Annotated in this window: 16 protein-coding genes; 8 read left to right on the top strand and 8 right to left on the bottom strand. The window is 71.3% G+C overall.

The features are described from left to right. The first annotated feature begins 234 nt into the window (after window positions 1-234). A complete protein-coding gene (locus tag K2X24_RS08755; RefSeq protein WP_292496865.1) occupies window positions 235-1,383 on the top strand; it encodes a putative zinc-binding peptidase in 1,149 nt (382 codons plus the stop codon). 4 nt (window positions 1,384-1,387) lie between these two features. Here K2X24_RS08755 and K2X24_RS08750 read toward each other — a convergent pair whose 3' ends face one another. From K2X24_RS08750 to K2X24_RS08730, 5 genes are all read right to left on the bottom strand, one after another. Continuing rightward, on the bottom strand, window positions 1,388-1,783 hold the full coding sequence (locus K2X24_RS08750; RefSeq protein ID WP_292496864.1) for an acyl-CoA thioesterase: 396 nt from the start codon (window positions 1,781-1,783) through the stop codon (window positions 1,388-1,390). A gap of 88 nt (window positions 1,784-1,871) precedes the next feature. Further along, a complete protein-coding gene (locus K2X24_RS08745; protein WP_292496861.1) occupies window positions 1,872-2,000 on the bottom strand; it encodes a hypothetical protein in 129 nt (42 codons plus the stop codon). Window positions 2,001-2,210: 210 nt separating this feature from the next. Beyond that, window positions 2,211-2,504 (bottom strand): hypothetical protein, encoded by a 294-nt coding sequence (locus tag K2X24_RS08740; protein ID WP_238280841.1) that lies wholly within the window; start codon window positions 2,502-2,504, stop codon window positions 2,211-2,213. Between the two features lie 237 nt (window positions 2,505-2,741). Further along, a complete protein-coding gene (locus K2X24_RS08735) occupies window positions 2,742-2,927 on the bottom strand; it encodes a DUF1508 domain-containing protein (protein ID WP_292496859.1) in 186 nt (61 codons plus the stop codon). Window positions 2,928-3,108: 181 nt separating this feature from the next. Continuing rightward, on the bottom strand, window positions 3,109-4,608 hold the full coding sequence (locus K2X24_RS08730; RefSeq protein ID WP_292496857.1) for a DEAD/DEAH box helicase: 1,500 nt from the start codon (window positions 4,606-4,608) through the stop codon (window positions 3,109-3,111). A 428-nt stretch (window positions 4,609-5,036) separates the two neighbouring features. Here K2X24_RS08730 and K2X24_RS08725 point away from each other — a divergent pair, with 428 nt between their 5' ends. Continuing rightward, the gene (locus tag K2X24_RS08725; RefSeq protein ID WP_292496856.1) at window positions 5,037-6,452 is read left to right on the top strand and encodes an oligosaccharide flippase family protein; all 1,416 of its coding nucleotides are present in this window, start codon (window positions 5,037-5,039) and stop codon (window positions 6,450-6,452) included. Further along, window positions 6,452-7,660 carry a GNAT family N-acetyltransferase gene (locus K2X24_RS08720; protein ID WP_292496853.1) on the top strand — a complete coding sequence of 403 codons (1,209 nt, stop codon included), beginning with the start codon at window positions 6,452-6,454 and terminating at the stop codon, window positions 7,658-7,660. The genes K2X24_RS08725 and K2X24_RS08720 overlap by 1 nt, the downstream gene beginning before the upstream one ends. A 75-nt stretch (window positions 7,661-7,735) precedes the next feature. Here K2X24_RS08720 and K2X24_RS08715 read toward each other — a convergent pair whose 3' ends face one another. From K2X24_RS08715 to K2X24_RS08705, 3 genes are all read right to left on the bottom strand, one after another. After that, window positions 7,736-8,092 (bottom strand): hypothetical protein, encoded by a 357-nt coding sequence (locus K2X24_RS08715; protein WP_292496851.1) that lies wholly within the window; start codon window positions 8,090-8,092, stop codon window positions 7,736-7,738. A 16-nt stretch (window positions 8,093-8,108) separates the two neighbouring features. Further along, window positions 8,109-8,363 (bottom strand): hypothetical protein, encoded by a 255-nt coding sequence (locus tag K2X24_RS08710; RefSeq protein ID WP_292496848.1) that lies wholly within the window; start codon window positions 8,361-8,363, stop codon window positions 8,109-8,111. A gap of 114 nt (window positions 8,364-8,477) precedes the next feature. Further along, window positions 8,478-8,849 (bottom strand): hypothetical protein, encoded by a 372-nt coding sequence (locus K2X24_RS08705; protein ID WP_292496847.1) that lies wholly within the window; start codon window positions 8,847-8,849, stop codon window positions 8,478-8,480. Window positions 8,850-9,028: 179 nt separating this feature from the next. On the opposite strand from K2X24_RS08705, the gene sseA reads away from it, so the two are divergent. From sseA to K2X24_RS08680, 5 genes are all read left to right on the top strand, one after another. Beyond that, on the top strand, window positions 9,029-9,877 hold the full coding sequence (sseA, locus tag K2X24_RS08700; RefSeq protein ID WP_292496844.1) for a 3-mercaptopyruvate sulfurtransferase: 849 nt from the start codon (window positions 9,029-9,031) through the stop codon (window positions 9,875-9,877). Further along, complete coding sequence (locus K2X24_RS08695; protein ID WP_292496841.1) at window positions 9,874-10,740, top strand: urease accessory protein UreD; 867 nt, start codon at window positions 9,874-9,876, stop codon at window positions 10,738-10,740. The genes sseA and K2X24_RS08695 overlap by 4 nt, the downstream gene beginning before the upstream one ends. Before the next feature lie 170 nt (window positions 10,741-10,910). After that, window positions 10,911-12,716: an allophanate hydrolase gene (gene atzF / locus K2X24_RS08690; protein ID WP_292496839.1), complete on the top strand. Its 1,806-nt coding sequence runs from the start codon at window positions 10,911-10,913 to the stop codon at window positions 12,714-12,716. 114 nt (window positions 12,717-12,830) lie between these two features. Then, window positions 12,831-15,056: a glycosyltransferase family 2 protein gene (locus tag K2X24_RS08685; RefSeq protein ID WP_292496836.1), complete on the top strand. Its 2,226-nt coding sequence runs from the start codon at window positions 12,831-12,833 to the stop codon at window positions 15,054-15,056. Window positions 15,057-15,156: 100 nt separating this feature from the next. Beyond that, the gene (locus tag K2X24_RS08680; RefSeq protein ID WP_292496834.1) at window positions 15,157-16,479 is read left to right on the top strand and encodes an SLC13 family permease; all 1,323 of its coding nucleotides are present in this window, start codon (window positions 15,157-15,159) and stop codon (window positions 16,477-16,479) included. The last annotated feature ends 76 nt before the right edge of the window (window positions 16,480-16,555 follow it).

Here is a 16,555-nt window from a genome sequence, read left to right as displayed (position 1 = left end):
ACACGGACCCTTGTGCGATGGCCTTCACGCGGCGGCATCACGAGGGCACGCCCGAGGGGCGGGCTTGCAAGTTTCGTGCATCGGGCGTTCGATGCACGCCGGGCGAGCGGCGCCCGGAACTTCGCCGGTGGCGTACGCTTTGCCACCGGGACGCGCGCCGATCCGCTATGACGGTTCCTTCACGAGCGGCGTGCGACGCTGGATGTAACAGGCGAGGCGTCCCGCGACGGGTTCATGAAGATCTTCCAGTGCCAGGCCTGTGACCAGCCGATCAGCTTCGAGAGCACGCATTGCGAGAGCTGTCAGCGCCGGCTCGGCTACGTCTGCGCCATCCACGAGATGTCGGCCCTGGAGCCGGTGGGCCAGGTCTGGCACGCCTATGCCGACCCGGCGCGGCGCTACCGGTTCTGCGCCAATGCCCAATACGACGCCTGCAACTGGCTCGTGCCGGAAGATTCCCCGGATCGATACTGCTTCACCTGCCGGCACAACCACGTGGTGCCGGACCTCTCGATCGCCTGGAACCTGACGCGCTGGCGCCAGATCGAGGCGGCCAAGCACCGGTTGTTCTACTCGCTCCTGCGCCTCGACCTGCCGCTGATGACCCGGGACGAGAACCCGACCACGGGCCTCGCCTTCGATTTCCTGGTCGATCCCTCCGAGAGCTACCAGATCGGTCCGCCGGTGCTGACGGGCCACCGCAGCGGCCTCATCACCCTGAACATCGCCGAGGCCGACGACGTCGAGCGCGAACGCCGCCGGATGCTGTTCGGCGAGTACTACCGCACCCTGCTGGGGCACTTCCGCCACGAGATCGGGCACTATTTCTGGAACGTCCTGGTGCGCTTCGACCAGAGCCTCTGGACCTTCCGCTCGCTGTTCGGCGACGAGCGGCTGAACTATTCGGGCGCGCTCCAGCGCCACTATTCGCAGGGCGCGCCGGCGGACTGGGAGGACACCTACGTCAGCGCCTACGCCACGGCCCACCCGTGGGAGGATTTCGCCGAGACCTGGGCGCAGTACCTCCACATCGTCGATACCCTGGAGACCGCCAGCACCTTCGAGATGCACGTGCGCCCGCGCCTGCGCCACGGCCCGGCCGAGCCGGTGGTGATCGACTTCGATCCCTACCGGACCACCGATTTCAGCCGGATCGTCGAGGCGTGGCTGCCCCTGACCTACGCGGTCAATTCGCTGAGCCGCAGCATGGGCCAGCCGGCCCTGTTCCCGTTCAAGCTGACGCCGGCGGTGATCGCCAAGCTCTCCTTCGTGCACGAGCGCATCGAGACCGTGCGCTGCATGGCCAGCAGCGATTCCGATGCCGACATCCTGAAGGCGGTGATCACGGGGCTGCGCCAGAAAGTGGCCGCGCCCAACGCCTGACGGATCAGGGCGTGTCCAGGGGCCGGGGTCGGCCCTCGTCGTCGATGGACACGAAGGTGAAGGTCGCCTCCGTCACCTTCTCGCGCACCTGGGTGCGGAAGCGCCGGGCCCAGGCCTCGACCTCGATCTTCATCGACGTGCGCCCGACGCGGTCGATCCGCGTATAGACGCAGAGCACGTCGCCGACGCGCACGGGGCGGATGAAAGTCATCGCGTTCACCGCGACGGTGACCGCCCTGCCCTGCGCGCGCTCCACGGCCGCGATGCCGCCGGCCTGGTCCATCTGCGACATGACCCAGCCGCCGAAGATGTCGCCGTTTGCGTTCGTGTCAGCCGGCATCGCGATGGTGCGCACCGTCAGGTCGCCCCGGGGGAGCGGTGCCCCGTCCGTTTCGGTCATGATCTCACCCGTCTGCGCGCGCGCCGGATCCCGGCCGGCTCCACCATAGGACGAAGGCGGCGGGGCCGCCCATCCGTGACCGGGTGGATCAGGGCAGCGCACCGGCCCATTTCAGGCCGCCGGCGAGGATGATGGCGAAGGCCGACATCAGGAACTCGAGGGGAAGCGACTTCCAGGGCGCGCAGGCGGGCGCGCGCCGTTCGGCGATGGCGTTCATGGCTTATCCTCCGGAGCAGCCCGATCTGACGCGGGCCGTCTCGCATCCGGCAACTTATCGCATGGACTTCCGGCTTCCCAGCCGCAATCGCGAAATTTAGTGCCGCCGCACAACCCGCCCGAAACGAAACGGCCCGGCCCCCGCGTGAGCGGGAACCGGGCCGGAACGACGCGAAGGCGCCGTCCAGACGTCTCAAAGGTCTTCTGTGTCTTAGTAGTAGAAGCGGCGCGGGCCGTAGAAGCGACGGCCGTAATAGGGACGCGGGCCGTAGAAGCGACGCGGACCATAGTAGCGGCGGCCGTAGAAGGGACGCGGGCCATAGAAACGGCGCGGGCCGTAGAAGCGGCGACGGTAGCCGTAATACTGAACCGTCTGCACGGCGGCCGGGGCTGCCTCGCTCTGAAGGGCGAGGGCAGGACCGATCGGGGCGGCTGAAGCGCCCTGGGGTGCCATGGCGGCGAAGCCTAAGGCCAGCAGCGCGGCCAGCACGAGTTTCCTCAGCACGTTCTCAACTCCTTGGAATCTGTCGAGTTCGATATCCGTGCCCGCGCGAAATCCTTTCGCGATCCGAACCCGGTCGCATCAAACGCACGAGTGGCCGAAAGCGTTGCGGGCGCATCGCGCGGCTTGCGTGGAATGGTCAACGAAGCCCTGCGATCCGATCCCGGGCCGCTGAAATTCGGCGGCCGCGCCGGCCGACCGCGCGGGGTGACGCTCATCGCGGTCCGGTACGCGTCCGCCTCAGGCGATCCTGAGGGTCATATCGACGATCGCCGCCTCGGCGCTGCCCTTCACCAGCGCGATGCCGTGCTCGCAATCCTCGCGGCGGACGTAGGCTTCGGCGGAATCCGCGACCACGTTGCCGTTCTGGGTCCGCAGGCGCCAGCGCCAGCCGCCCGCCGAATCCCGGTACAGTTCAAACCGCATCGCTCGCCTCCGGTAAGGCCGGACGCAGGGGCCCGGCTCCTTTGAGATGGCCTTCGGGCCCGACTTGGCAATGGTCGTTGGGCCGACTCGACCATGCCCGTCGAGCCACCCGATGCCAGGACGAAAAACGCCGCCCCGGCTGGCCGGGGCGGCGTGATCTCTGGTCAGAGGCTGGTCGGGTTCAGGAGCGCGGGCCGCGATCCAGCCAACCGATGGCGCGGCCTTCGCCGCCACCCTGCGGGCGCGGTGCCCGGGGGCGCTCGCCACGGGGCTCGGAGCGATGCTCGGCCGGAGCGGCCTGGCGGCGCTCGCCGCGCGGCTCACCCCGGTTCTCCTGCGGACGGGGCGCTCCGTCGGCACGGGCCGGGCGCCCGGCGCCGCCGCGGTTCTCGCCGCCGCGACCCTCGAAGCCACGGCCCTGGCCGGGCCGGCCGCCGGGGCGGCTGCTCGGACGCTGGCCCTGGCGCTGGCCGGGACGCTGGCCGTTCGGCGCGGGGCGACGCTCCTCGGCCTGGGCGTTGTCCGCCGCTTCCTGGCGGGAGGGCGGGCTGAAGCCCTCGGGGAAGCCCGCCACGGGGATCTTCTGGCGCGTGGTGCGCTCGATATCCCGCAGGTAGGCCTTCTCCTCGTCGTTGCAGAACGAGATCGCGAGCCCGTTCGCCCCGGCGCGCGCGGTGCGGCCGATGCGGTGGACGTAGCTCTCCGGCACGTTCGGCAGATCGTAGTTGATGACGTGGCTCACGGCCTCGACGTCGATGCCGCGTGCCGCGATGTCGGTGGCGACAAGAACCCGGCAGGAGCCGTCCTTGAAGGCGGCCAGCGCCCGCTCGCGCTGCGGCTGGGACTTGTTGCCGTGGATGGCGGAGGCGTTGATCGAGACCTTCTCCAGGCCGCGCACCACGCGGTCGGCGCCGTGCTTGGTCCGGGTGAAGACGAGCACGCGCTCGATTCCCGGATCGCGCAGGATGTGGTTCAGCAGCGCCTGCTTGGCGCCCGTATGGGCGAAGATGACCTCCTGTGTCACGCGCTCGGCGGTGGTGGCGACCGGCGTGACGGCGACCTGGACCGGATCACGCAGATACTGGTCGGCGAGGCTGGCGATGTTCTTCGGCATGGTGGCCGAGAAGAACAGGCTCTGGCGCTCCTTCGGCAGCATCTTCACGATGCGCTTGAGGGCGTGGATGAAGCCGAGGTCGAGCATCTGGTCGGCCTCGTCGAGGACGAGGATCTCGACGGCCTCGAGGGTCAGCGAGCGGCGCTCGATGAGGTCCATGAGGCGGCCCGGCGTGGCGACCAGGATGTCGACGCCGTTGGCCAGCGCCTTCTCCTGACGGGAGATGGTGACCCCGCCGAACACCACGGTGTTGGTGAACGACAGGTATTTCCCGTAGTCGGAGAAGTTTTCGGCGATCTGGTTGGCGAGTTCGCGTGTCGGCGAGAGCACGAGCACGCGGCAGCCGCGGCGGATGGGCCGGCGCGGGGTCTCGGCGAGGCGGTGCAGGATCGGCAGCGCGAAGGCCGCGGTCTTGCCGGTGCCCGTCTGGGCGATGCCGCAGAGGTCGCGGCCCTGCATGGCGGGGGCGATGGCCTGCGCCTGGATCGGGGTCGGGCTCTTGTAGCCGGCCTCCTCCAGCGCCCGCAGCACGGGCTGGGCGAGGCCGAAATCGGTGAATTGGGTCAAGGAATAACTTTCAGGCAGCGGGACCGTGCCGGACGACCTCGTGGCGAGGCGCGTCATCGAAGACGATGGTCGGTCCGTTGAGCTGGAGCCGCCCGCGTGCGGGGGCAGTCCGGGTGCATGCACGTTGAAGAGAGGGGCTCAGGTCGCTCGGGGCCCGCTGATGCGATCCGGCGATCCGTCACGCAGCCCTCTCAAGCGGAACCATGACGGCCGCTGACGCTGCAGTCGCGATATGAGCCTTCGCGCTTGCGAAGTCAATCGAAGCACCGCCACGCGGCGTCGTCCGACCGGCCCTCATGCGTCAGGCGCATGAGGCGCCCTCGCCGTGCCTTCGCTCCGGGACCGTTGACGTGTCGGCAACGTTGGCGTGTTACCGCAGGCGAACGAGGCCGGAGCGACCGGCCGGGCTGGTTGCGCCCTGGGGACCCATGATCGCGCGCCACACCCTGACCTATGTGGGTTCGCGGGGCTTTGCCGCCGCCCTGAACATGGCGGCCCTGGCGGTGTTCACCCGCCTCGCGCCGACCGACGTTTTCGGTCTCTACCTGCTGGTCCTGTCCTGGGCGCTGGTGCTCTACAGCGCCACCTGCCAATGGCCGAAGTTCTCGTTCTTCGCCCTCTATGCCGAGGATCGGGCGGCGCTGCAGGTCGGCACGGTGGTCCGGCTCCTCGGCGGCATGCTGCTGCTGGCCGGCCTCGGCGCGGCCGGAGCGGCGATGGCGGGTCTCATCGCCCCGCGCGCGGCCGCCGCCATCCTCGTCGCGGTCGTCGGCATGACGGCCTTCGAGGGGGCCGCCGAGATCGCCCGAACCCGCCTCGAAGTCAGCGCCGTCGCCCTTTCCATCGTGCTGCGGTCCGTGCTGGTGCTCGGCCTCGGCAGCGCCGCTCTGCTCGGCGGGGGCGAGGCCGTCGCGCTCCTGGTGGCGACGGCGCTCGCCAACATGCTGGCGGCGATCCCCTCCCTCGTCGCCATCCGGGCCCTGCTGCGCGGGCCGGGCGACCGCGCCGAGGCCCGGCGCCTGCTGGTCTATGGCTGGCCCCTGGTGCTGTCCTTCGCGGCCGCCGCCCTGGCGCAGACCCTGGACCGCCTCATCATCGGGGCCAGCATCGGTGTGGGTGAACTCGGCGCCTACGGGGCCTTCGCCGACTTCCTGCGCCAGAGCTTCGTGGTGTTCGGCGACAGCATCGCCCTCGCCCTGGTCTCCATCGCCAAGCGCGAGGCCCGGGAGGGGGGCCTGCCCGCCGCGCGGCCCGTGCTGGAGGACGCGGCCCGACTCCTCACGGTGATCGCGGCCTTCGGGGCGGTGTTCTTCCTGTCCTTCGACGACGTCCTCGTCGGCATTCTGCTCGGGCCGGATTACCGTGAGACGGCCCTGCGAGTGGCGCCCCTCTTGGTGACCGCGAGCATCCTGCAGATGCTGCGCGCCTATTACTTCGGACAGGTGATCTACTTCACGCCCACGAGCCACCTCGATGCGGTGGCCTCGGTGACGTTGCTGGTCGCCATCGGCGCCCTCTCGGCCGTGCTGGTGCCCCGCTACGGCGTCGAGGGAGCGGCGCTCGCCATGGCGGTCGGCCAGGGCCTCGCCTGCCTCGTGTTCCTGTTCGGCTCGCGCGGCGGCAGCCGCATGCCGGTGCCGGTGCGGGACGTGGCGATCATCGTCTGCGCCGCGCTCCTGTGCGGCCTCATCCTGGCGGGCCTCGACCGCCTGCCCCTCGATCCGCGCGCGGGCCTCGCCCTCAAGCTCGCCTGCCTCGCCGTGGTCTCGGTCGCGACGGGCTGGGCCTTCAACATCCTCGGCGTGGCCGACCTCACGGCCCGCCGCTTCAAGCGAGCCGCCTGATGCGACAGATCCGGTCCCGCAGCGTGGTGACGCCGGACGGCCTCGTGGTCGCCCTGCGCCCCCTCGAGGCGAACGCCCCCTGGATCGCGGCCTGGCGCGACCTCAGCCGCCGGCCCCTCGTCGACAACCTGTTCTACGACCCCGACTTCGCCCTGCCGGCCTCGGGCGCCTTCGGCCACGGCGTGCAGGTGGCCCTGGTGGGCGACCGGGCGCCGGAGGAGCCGGGCCTGCATCTCCTCGGCGCCTGGCCGGTGCGGGTCAGGCGCCTGCGCTGGGGCCTGCCCCTCGTCCTCACGATGGGATGGATGCACGAGTTCGGAGTCTTCGGGGTGCCCCTCCTCGACGCCGCCGAACCGGCCCGCGCCCTCGACGCCCTGTTCCTCGGCCTGCGCCACCTGATCGGTCCGCGCCTGATGCTGACCCACGTGCCCACGCAAGGCCCCTTCGCCGAACTCCTCTCCGGCTGGCTCGACCGCAACCGGCTCCGCCACGCCCGGTTCTGGGCGCACGAGCGCGCCCTCCTCGACCTGACGGGGCGCGATTCCGCGGCGCGGACTGCATACCTCGCGCATCTTTCGTCCCGAAAGCGCCGCAAGCTGCGCCAAGCCTGGGAGCGTCTCAACGCGGACGGGCCGGTCAGCGTCGAGACGATCCGCGATCCGGCCGACCTGCCCGCCGCCATCGACGACTACATCGCCCTGGAGAGCGCCGGCTGGAAGGGGCGGCGCGGCACCGCCATCGCTGACGATCCCCGCCAGGCCGCGATGATGCGCGCGGCCATCGCGGCCTTCGGCGCCCGCGGCGACGTCCGGATCGACCGCCTGCGCCGCGACGGGCGCACGCTGGCGGCGGTGGTCAGCTTCGTCACCGGTAAGCGGCTCTGGAGCCTGAAGATTTCCTACGACGCGTCGGTCGCCCGGCATTCCCCCGGCGCCCTCGCCTTCCACCAGCTCACCCAGGACCTCGTCGCCGACCCCGCGATCGCCAGCGCGGATTCCTGCGCGCCGCCGAACTACACCCTGCCGGAGACCTTCTGGACCGAGCGCCTGGCCCTCGCCCACATCCTCGTCGAAACCCGGGGCGGCGATCCGCTCTTTCCCCTCGCCGCGCGCCTGGAGCGGGCGCGCGCCGCCGCCAACGTCCGGGTCAAGGGCTGGCGCGACCGCCTGCGCGCCCGCCGGCAAACCGACGCCGGCGACCCGGTCTGAGCCCCCTCACGCCGCGCGATCCCGCACCTGTGCGGGGTCCGTGGTAAGCCGCGTGGCACCGACGCGATCCAGGCCTCACCAGCCGAAGCGCCCGATCTCGGCGAGGCGCGCCCGGGTCGCGGCCTCGTCGCGCCCGAGGGTGGCGAGGCGCTGCGAGAGCCCGTAGCAGGTGGCGCAGAACCCGAGCTGCAGCAGGGGGATGCCGTCCTGACGCGCCTGCGCCACGGAGGCGATCAGGCAGGCGATCACCGGCTGGCCCTCCGCGAGATCGAGGCACGCGCCGCGCGGGCTGCCGAACAGGGGGCGGTTCGGCCAGTTCAGCGAGACCACCGTGCCGCCGCGGCGGTCGGGGGCCGGCGGCACGGTGTAGCTGCGCAGGAACAGGGCCGCGAAGACGAGAACCAGAGTCGGAAGGATCAGGGCGCGCCGCATGCCGGGTCTCGATCCCTCAGGTCCGCTCGTCGAACCGGCTCCAGCGGAACACTTCCGTGCCGGCGCCGTCGATCACCCGCACCGCCTCGGCCGGCGCGCCCGAGCGCTGCGGCGCGCGGGCCCGGGCGAACACCGAGAGGGCCCGCTCCTTGGCGGCCTCGACGGAGCCGGTCCGCACGGAGATGCGCTGGCTCACCGGGTCCTCGCCGCGCGCGCCGGCCTCGTCCTCCGAGGCGAGCACTTCGATGTGATAGGTCTCGCGCGGGGTCAAAGCATGTCCTGGGGGCGTTCTGCGGTAGCGGTGCCGCTTCCTCCATAGCCGCCGCTCTCCGCCTTGGCACCGTGCGTCGCCCGGCTGCGACGAAAAAGGCCGGCGCGATGGATCTCAGCGCGGCAGCGCACCCGCCGGCGCGCCACCGGACCTGATGCCGCCTCCGGTGCTCGGGATAGGGGCCGCACTCGGATTCCGCGCGGCGCCGGTCCCCGGTCCGACCCCACCCGTGCTGCCGGTCACCCCCGCGCCGCCGGTGCTGCCGACGCCGCCCGGACTGCCCATGCCGGGATTGTTCATGCCGGGATTGTTCACGCCGGAACTGCTCATGCCAGGACTGCTCATGCCAGGACTGCTCATGCCAGGACTGCTCATGCCAGAATTGTTCATGCCGCCGGTACTTCCCGACCCGCCGGTCTGCGCTTGGGCGGCCGCCGCGCCGAGGGCCAGGGTCGAGGCGGTGAGCAGGATGATCGCGATGCGCATGAGGGGCTCCTGAGGTCGATCTACCGGGTGTCAACGCCGTCGCGAAGTTGCGGGTTCGGTTGGTCGGCGCGCCAGCCGGGCGTGCAACACCTGTCCGGATGTGGTTTGGTGCCGGTTCGTGAGCGCCCGAGGGCGTGTCCCGGCCGGAGTCCCCCCCGGCCCATCGAACAGAGAACACCATGGCGACGACGCCCTTTGTCACGGCCGAATGGCTCCACGCCCGCCTCGGCGCACCCGACATCGTGATCCTCGACGCGTCCTGGTACCTGCCGGCCCAGGGTCGCGACGCGCGCGGCGAGTACCTGGCCGGGCACATCCCCGGCGCGATCCGCTTCGACATCGACACGATGAGCGATGAGACCTCGCCCCTCCCCCACACGCTTCCGCGCCCGGAGGTCTTCGCGTCCCGCATGCGGGCGCTGGGCATCGGCGACGGGGCGCACATCGTGGTCTATGACGGGATGGGCCTGTTCTCGGCGCCGCGGGTGCGCTGGATGCTGCAGACCTTCGGGGTGCGCGACGTCGAGATCCTCGAGGGCGGCCTGCCGGCCTGGATCGCGGCCGGCTACCCCGTGGAGGAGGGCGAGGGGCGCCCGCGTACCCGGCGTCACTTCACCGCCCGCCTCGACCACGGCGCCGTGGCCGATGCCGGCGACGTCGCACGCGCCCTCGAGACCGGCACCGCGCAACTGGTGGACGCTCGCTCCGCGCCGCGCTTCCGCGGCGAGGAGGCGGAGCCTCGTCCCGGCGTCCGCCCCGGCCACATGCCGGGCGCCCGCAACGTCCATTACGCCGCGCTTCAATCCGAGGGACGCCTGAAGGACCCGGAGGCCCTGCGGGCGGTCTTCGCCGAAGCCGGCGTCGACGTGAACCGGCCCGTGGTCACAACCTGCGGATCCGGCGTCACCGCGGCGATCGTCGGTCTGGCCCTGGAGACCCTGGGACGCCCTCAGCGCGCGCTCTACGACGGCTCCTGGTCGGAATGGGGGGCCGATCCCGCCCGTCCCGTGGCGACCGGTCCGGCGTGAGCGCCGTCTTGCTCGATCCGGACCGTTCGCCCCTGCCCGTCGCGGCGCCCGAGCGTCAGCGCTCGCGCGGGCGCATTCACCTCAGTGTCGACTGCGCGGACGGCCACGACACCCGCATCCGCGACATCGCGGAGGCGGGCCCGGCCCGCCTGCGCCTGCCGCGCCGGATGCGCGGTCCCTGCGAGGCCGTCCTCCTCAACACGGCCGGGGGCATCGCCTGCGGCGACACCTTCGACGTGACGGTCGAAGTCGGGGCCGGTGCCGATCTCGTCCTGACGACGACGGCCGCCGAGAAGATCTACCGCTCCGATGGCCCGGTCAGCCGCCTGACGACGTGCACCACCCTCGCGGCCGGGGGGCGCCTCGCCTTCCTGCCGCAGGAGACGATCCTGTTCGACCAGGCCACCCTGGAGCGGCGATTCTCGGCGGATCTGGCGCCGGATGCGCGGCTCCTCGCTTTCGAGGCCGTCACGTTCGGGCGCACGGCGCGCCGGGAGCCGATCACGCGGGGGCATCTCACCGATATCTGGCGCATCCGGCGCGGAGGGCGTCTGGTCTATGCGGATTCCGTGCGCCTCGACGGCGATCTCTCGGCCCAGCTCGCGCGCGCGGCGATCGGCGGAGGCGCCCGGGCCATGGCGACCCTGCTCGACGTCTCCCCCGAGGCGGAGGGCCGCCTGGAGCAGGCCCGCGCGATCCTCGACGACGTCGCGATGGCCGGCGTCACGGCGGCGGCCTCCGCCTGGAACGGTCATCTCGTCGTGCGGTGCCTCGCCGCCGATCCGGATGCGCTCCGGACGCTGGCACAGCGTCTCCTGACCGCCTATCGCGGGCAGCCGCTCCCGCGGGTCTGGCAGGCCTGAGGGTGTCGCGAACGCCCGTCACCGCGCGCTCGGCCGCCGCGTCGGCACGGAGGATGCAACCTCGGCCGCAGGGGCGCCCCGACCTCTAGCCGGACCATCGAAACCCGCCGCCGCGGGCCGCACGCGGCACGGCGAAAAGCCCGCCGCGCCGATCGAGGAGACCCGTACCGATGCTGCCCACCATCCTCGATGCCGCGACCCTGCGCGCGGCCTACGCGTCCGGGGCCCTCGATCCCGTTGCCGTGGCCGGCATCGTCGCGGACCGCATGGCGACCTCCGCCGATCCGGCGATCTTCATCACGATGGTGAACCGGGACGACCTCGTCGCGGCCGCCCGCGACCTCATCGAGCGCCATCCGGTCCCGAATTCGCTGCCGCTGTGGGGCCTGCCCTTCGCGGTCAAGGACAACATCGACGTGGCGGGCTTGCCCACGACCGCCGCTTGCCCGGCCTTCGCTTACACGCCCGAGGCGGACGCGGTCGTGGTGGCGCGCCTGAAGGCGGCCGGTGCCTTAGTGACGGGCAAGACCAATCTCGACCAGTTCGCCACCGGTCTCAACGGCACGCGCTCGCCCTACGGGGCGCCGCGCAGCGTGTTCAGCGCCGAGCACGTCTCCGGTGGGTCGAGCTCCGGTTCGGCCGTGGCGGTGGCGGCCGGGCTCGCCTGCTTCAGTCTCGGCACCGATACGGCCGGGTCCGGCCGCGTGCCGGCGGCCTTCAACAACATCGTGGGCATCAAGCCAACCCCGGGGGCGCTCAGCACCACCGGCCTCGTCCCCGCCTGCCGCAGCCTCGACTGCATCACGGTGTTTTCCGCCACCGTGGGCGATGGCATCGCGGTGCGCCGCGTGGCGGAGGGGTTCGATCCCGCCGATCCCTATTCGCGGATGGCGGTTCCGCGGGCGCTGCCGGCCACAGGTCTGCGCTTCGGCGTGCTGGCGCCCGCCGAGCGCGAGTTCTACGGCGATGCCGAGACCGCGGCGCTCTACGACGCCGCCATCGCCCGGCTGGGAGGGCTTGGCGGCGTGGCGGTGCCGTTTGACTATGCCCCGTTCCGCGAGATCGCTGCCTTGCTCTACGACGGCCCCTGGGTGGCCGAGCGGCTGGCGGCCATCGAGACGTTCCACGCGGATCACGCGGCCGCCATGGACCCGAGCGTCCGCGCCATCGTCGAGTCCGCCAAGCGCTACAGCGCCGTCGACGCGTTCAGGGGGCGCTACGCCTTTGAGGCGTGCAAGCGCCGCACGGACATGATCCTGGGCGAACTCGACATCCTGTTGCTGCCCACCTCGCCCACCACCTATTCGGTGGCCGAGATGCAGGCGGAACCTATCCTCCGCAACAGTCATTTTGGGCGCTACACGAACTTCGCCAACCTGCTCGGCATGGCCGCCATCGCGGTTCCGGCGGGATTTCGCCGGGACGGGCTGCCGGCGGGCGTGATGCTGGTGGCGCCGGGCTTCACGGACGAGGCGCTCAGTCCATGGGCCGACGCCCTGCACCGTGCGCTCGCGGGCGGCATGGGACTCGACCGGGCCGCCGCCCTGCCGGCGGCGAGCCTCGTGCCGGCGGCCGAGCCCGATGCGATTCCGCTCGTGGTGGTGGGCGCCCACCTCACGGGCCTCGCCCTCAACCACCAACTCCAGGATCTCGGCGCGCGCTTCCTGCGGGCCACCCGCACGGCGGCCGATTACCGCCTCTTCGCCCTGCCCGGCACGGTGCCGGCCAAACCCGGCCTCGTGCGCGAGCCCGGCCATCCCGGGCCGGGCCTGGAGGTCGAGGTCTGGAGCCTCGATCCGGCGAGCTTCGGGCGCTTCGCCGCCGCGATCCCCGCCCCCCTCGGCATCGGCAAGATCACCCTGGCCGATGGCGAGACGGCCTCCGGCTTCCTGTGCGAGGCGCACGCGGTGGCGGGCGCCCCGGAGATCACCCATCACGGGGGCTGGCGCGCCTACCTCGCCGCCAACCAGCCCTGATCTGCGCCGACCTTGCGGGGGGAAGCGGGCTTGCCCTAAACCTCGCCTCGGCAGGTCGGGCGATCTGCCGATGAGCCGCGCGCCGCGCGCGCCGGCCCCCGAGAGGATCCGGGTTTGCGTCGTACCCTTCGCTGCCGTCTTGACCCCGCCACCCAGATCGAGGCGGATGGGGCACCCGATGCGTGGCGCGCGACGGGCACCGACCCGAACTTCCGCCTGTGGCCGCCGCAGGGCCGCAAGCGCCATCGCGGCGGCTGGGTGCGCCTGCGGGCAGACCTCAAAGTCGTCGACCGGGCGAAGCTGACGCCCCTGCTCTACGTCGATGACGGCAAGGGCTTTCGCGAGACCCTGACCGTTCCCCTCGAACTCGACGCGAACGGCATCGACAACCTCGTTCGGCTGCCGCGCCGCGTCCGGGGCCTGCGCCTCGATCCCCTGAGCGGCGTCGGCCGGTTCCGCCTCGGCCATGTCGAGTTGACTTACCTTGGCCGCGTCGGCGCGGTGGCGGAGATCGCGCGCCGACTCCTCGCGCGCCTGCCGGAGGCCGAGCGCCGGCCGGGTCCGCTCCTCGCTCGCATCAAGGCGCTCGCCCGCGAGCGGGGGCTCGCCGCACTCTGGCAGGACTTCTTCGCAAGCGCCCGGCCGCGGCCGGTGCCGGCGTCCTACATGGCCTGGATCGAGACCGTGGAGGCGCCCGCCCGGCTCTCGGTCGCGGCGATGCGCGCCGAGGTCGCCGGTTATCCGTTCCGGCCGCGCATCTCCATCATCATGCCGGTCTACGATACGCCCAAGCGCTGGCTCGAGGCGGCCATCGCCTCCGTACGGGCACAGGCCTACGAGGATTGGGAACTCTGCCTCTGCGACGACAACTCGTCGGCGCCCCATGTCTGGCCCATGCTCCAGGCCTACGCGGCGGCCGATCCCCGGATCAAGCTCCACCGCCGCCGGAGCAACGGCCGGATCTCGGCCGCCTCCAACGACGCCATGGGCCTGGCTACCGGCCGCTACATGACCCTGATGGACCACGACGACGCGATCCCCGACAACGCGCTCTACGAGTTCGTCCGCATCCTGAACGCCGACGAGAGCGTCGACTTCATCTATTCGGACGAGGACAAGATCTCCATCGACGGGGTGCGCTACGAGCCGTTCTTCAAGCCGGACTGGTCGCCCGAGGCCCTCGAGGCCTGCATGTACACGGCGCACCTCGCGCTCTACCGCATGGACATCGTGGAGCGGATCGGCGGGTTTCGCGACGCCTGCAACGGCGCCCAGGATTACGATTTCGCCCTGCGCTACACCGAGCACGTCCGCAACGTCGTCCACGTGCCGAAGGTGCTCTACCACTGGCGCGCCATTCCCGGCTCCACCGCCCAGACGATGGACAACAAGGACTACGTCATCGCGGCGGCGATCCGCGGCCTGGAGGACCGGGCCCGGCGCACGGGCGAACTCGACTTCGCCCGTTCCACCGCGTTCAAGGGCTGCTTCGCGTTGCGGCGAAAGCTGACCGACCGCCCCCTCGTCTCGATCGTGATCCCGACCGCCGGCCGCGACAGCACCGTCGGCGGCCGCACGGTCGATCTGCTGGCCGCCTGCCTCGACAGCGTCGCCGCTCTCAGCACCTATCCGCGCATCGCGTTCGTGGTGGTCGACAACGGCGACCTGCGGCCGGGCACCCTGGCGGCCCTGGAGCGCCACGGCGCCGAGCGCGTGACCTGGTCCGAGCCGGTCTTCAACGTGGCCGCCAAGATGAACCTCGGCGCACGGGCCGCGCGCGGCGCAGTCCTGGTCTTTCTCAATGACGACATCGCGGTGATCAGCCCCGACTGGATCGAGGCACTGTTGGCGCAACTCCAGATCCCCGGCGTCGGCGCGGTCGCGCCGAAGCTCCTTTTCGAGACCGGCGAGATCCAGCATGCCGGCGTGTCGATCGTCGACGCGACGCCCGACCATGTCCGGCGCGGTTATCCCGGCGACGATCCGGGGCACTATTTCTCCACCGTCGGCAACCGCAACTACCTCGCGGTGACTGGTGCCTGCCTGATGGTGCGGCGAGCGGAGTTCGAGGCCGTCGGCGGGTTCGACGAGGGCTTTGCCGTCAATTACAACGACATCGACCTCTGCCTGCGGCTGCGGGAGCGGGGCCTGCGCAGCGTCTACTGCGCACAGGCGAGCCTCTACCATTACGAGAGCCGCAACCGCGCCCGCACCGTCGACCCGGACGAGCATCAGCGCTTTCGCGATCGCTGGGCGGCGAAGCTCCCCCGCGATCCCTATTACGGCGAATGGTTCGAGGCCCTGCCGCCGACCTTCGAGCTCGATCCGGCCCGGTTCTGAGCCTTCGTCGTCGGCGAAGGCTCACGCTGCAAAGTCCGAATTGCGAACCGCTCCAAGGTAGGACCATTGTCCCGGCGAACCAGCGGGATGGAATCACGCGATGCCGGCAGGGGCGTTGATGGGCGGGGAGGCGACGGTCGTGGTGACCGCGCTCCTGCTCGTGCTCTGCATGGGGCTTTGGGCGAGCGGGCTGATCGCCGAGATCGTCACCGCGATGCTGTTCTTCGCGGGGGCGATGTTGTTTCGCCTCGCGCCCGCCGCGACCGTGTTCTCGGGCTTCGCCTCCTCGGCCTTCTGGCTGGTGCTCAGCGGCATGGTGGTGGGCCTCGCCATGACGCGCTCGGGCCTCGGCGACCGTCTGGCGCGAAGTCTGTCGGGGCACCTCTCGGCCTCCTACCCCGCCTTCGTCGCCGGCATCGTCGCCTTGTCCTTCGCCGTCGCCTTCGTGATGCCGTCGAACCTCGGCCGCATCGCCCTGCTTGTACCCGTGGTGCTCGCCCTCTGCGACGCATTCGGCCTCGGTGCCGGCCGGCCGGGCCGGCACGGGGCGGTGCTCGCGGTGGGTCTTGCCACGCCGATCCTCTCCGCCGCGATCCTACCCGCGAACGTGCCGAACCTCGTCATGGCCGGCACCGCCGAGACGCAGTACGGCCTCCACATCGCCTATCTGCCCTACCTCCTGCTGCACGCGCCGGTGCTGGCCCTGGTGAAGGGCGTCCTCCTCGTCCTGGCGATCGTCCGGCTGTTCCCGGATCGGCTCGACCATGGCGAGAACGGGGCCGCCCTCGCGAAGGAGCCCCTGCGGCCGGAGGCGCGCCGCCTCGCGGTGATCCTGGCCGGTACCCTTGGCCTCTGGGTCACCGACAGCCTGCACGGCATCGCCCCGGCCTGGGTCGGCCTCGTCGCCGCGATCCTCTGCCTGATGCCCCGCATCGGCGTGCTGCCGGCCGAAGCCTTCGGGGCGGTGAACCTGCGCACCTGCTTCTACGTCGCCGCCCTGCTCGGCCTCGTCGCCACCGTGAACGAGACCGGTCTCGGCGCTCGCCTCGGCCATGCCCTGCTTCACGTCGCGCCGCTGACACCGGATGCGCCGGGCTACAACTTCGCAATTTTGACAGGACTGGCGGCGATCCTCACGCTTGCCGTCACCGCGAACGGTGCCCCCGCGCTCTACACGGCGCTCGCCGGTGAGATGGCGCGCGCGAGCGGCCTCGACCTCATGGCGGTGGTGATGATCCAGGTAGTCGGCTACTCGACCCTGTTCCTGCCCTATCAGGCCCCGCCGATCGTCCTCGCGGTGGATCTCGGCAAGGTGCCGCTGCGGGCAGCGACCAAGCTGACCCTCGCGACCGGGCTTGCCTCCCTCCTCGTCGTCGCACCCCTGGATTATCTCTGGTGGCGTGCGCTCGGATGGCTGCCATGAGGCGGAAGGAAGGGAATGACGATTCGGCCCCTGTGTCGCATGTGCGCTGCGGCAAGGCGGGGTTGCGCATTGGCGC

It is taken from the genome of Methylobacterium sp., assembly GCF_019750675.1.
Taxonomy (GTDB): Bacteria; Pseudomonadota; Alphaproteobacteria; order Rhizobiales; family Beijerinckiaceae; genus Methylobacterium.
The sequence above is the reverse complement of the archived record's forward strand: the minus strand, read 5'-3'. Positions and strand labels throughout refer to the sequence as shown.

What these genes read in the sequence shown, in the direction of transcription:
- K2X24_RS08755 (WP_292496865.1), top strand. Translation starts at nt 235, where the DNA reads ATGAAGATCTTCCAGTGCCAGGCCTGTGACCAGCCGATCAGCTTCGAG.
- K2X24_RS08750 (WP_292496864.1), bottom strand. Translation starts at nt 1,783, where the DNA reads ATGACCGAAACGGACGGGGCACCGCTCCCCCGGGGCGACCTGACGGTG.
- K2X24_RS08745 (WP_292496861.1), bottom strand. Translation starts at nt 2,000, where the DNA reads ATGAACGCCATCGCCGAACGGCGCGCGCCCGCCTGCGCGCCCTGGAAG.
- K2X24_RS08735 (WP_292496859.1), bottom strand. Translation starts at nt 2,927, where the DNA reads ATGCGGTTTGAACTGTACCGGGATTCGGCGGGCGGCTGGCGCTGGCGC.
- K2X24_RS08725 (WP_292496856.1), top strand. Translation starts at nt 5,037, where the DNA reads ATGATCGCGCGCCACACCCTGACCTATGTGGGTTCGCGGGGCTTTGCC.
- K2X24_RS08720 (WP_292496853.1), top strand. Translation starts at nt 6,452, where the DNA reads ATGCGACAGATCCGGTCCCGCAGCGTGGTGACGCCGGACGGCCTCGTG.
- K2X24_RS08715 (WP_292496851.1), bottom strand. Translation starts at nt 8,092, where the DNA reads ATGCGGCGCGCCCTGATCCTTCCGACTCTGGTTCTCGTCTTCGCGGCC.
- K2X24_RS08705 (WP_292496847.1), bottom strand. Translation starts at nt 8,849, where the DNA reads ATGCGCATCGCGATCATCCTGCTCACCGCCTCGACCCTGGCCCTCGGC.
- sseA (WP_292496844.1), top strand. Translation starts at nt 9,029, where the DNA reads ATGGCGACGACGCCCTTTGTCACGGCCGAATGGCTCCACGCCCGCCTC.
- atzF (WP_292496839.1), top strand. Translation starts at nt 10,911, where the DNA reads ATGCTGCCCACCATCCTCGATGCCGCGACCCTGCGCGCGGCCTACGCG.
- K2X24_RS08680 (WP_292496834.1), top strand. Translation starts at nt 15,157, where the DNA reads ATGCCGGCAGGGGCGTTGATGGGCGGGGAGGCGACGGTCGTGGTGACC.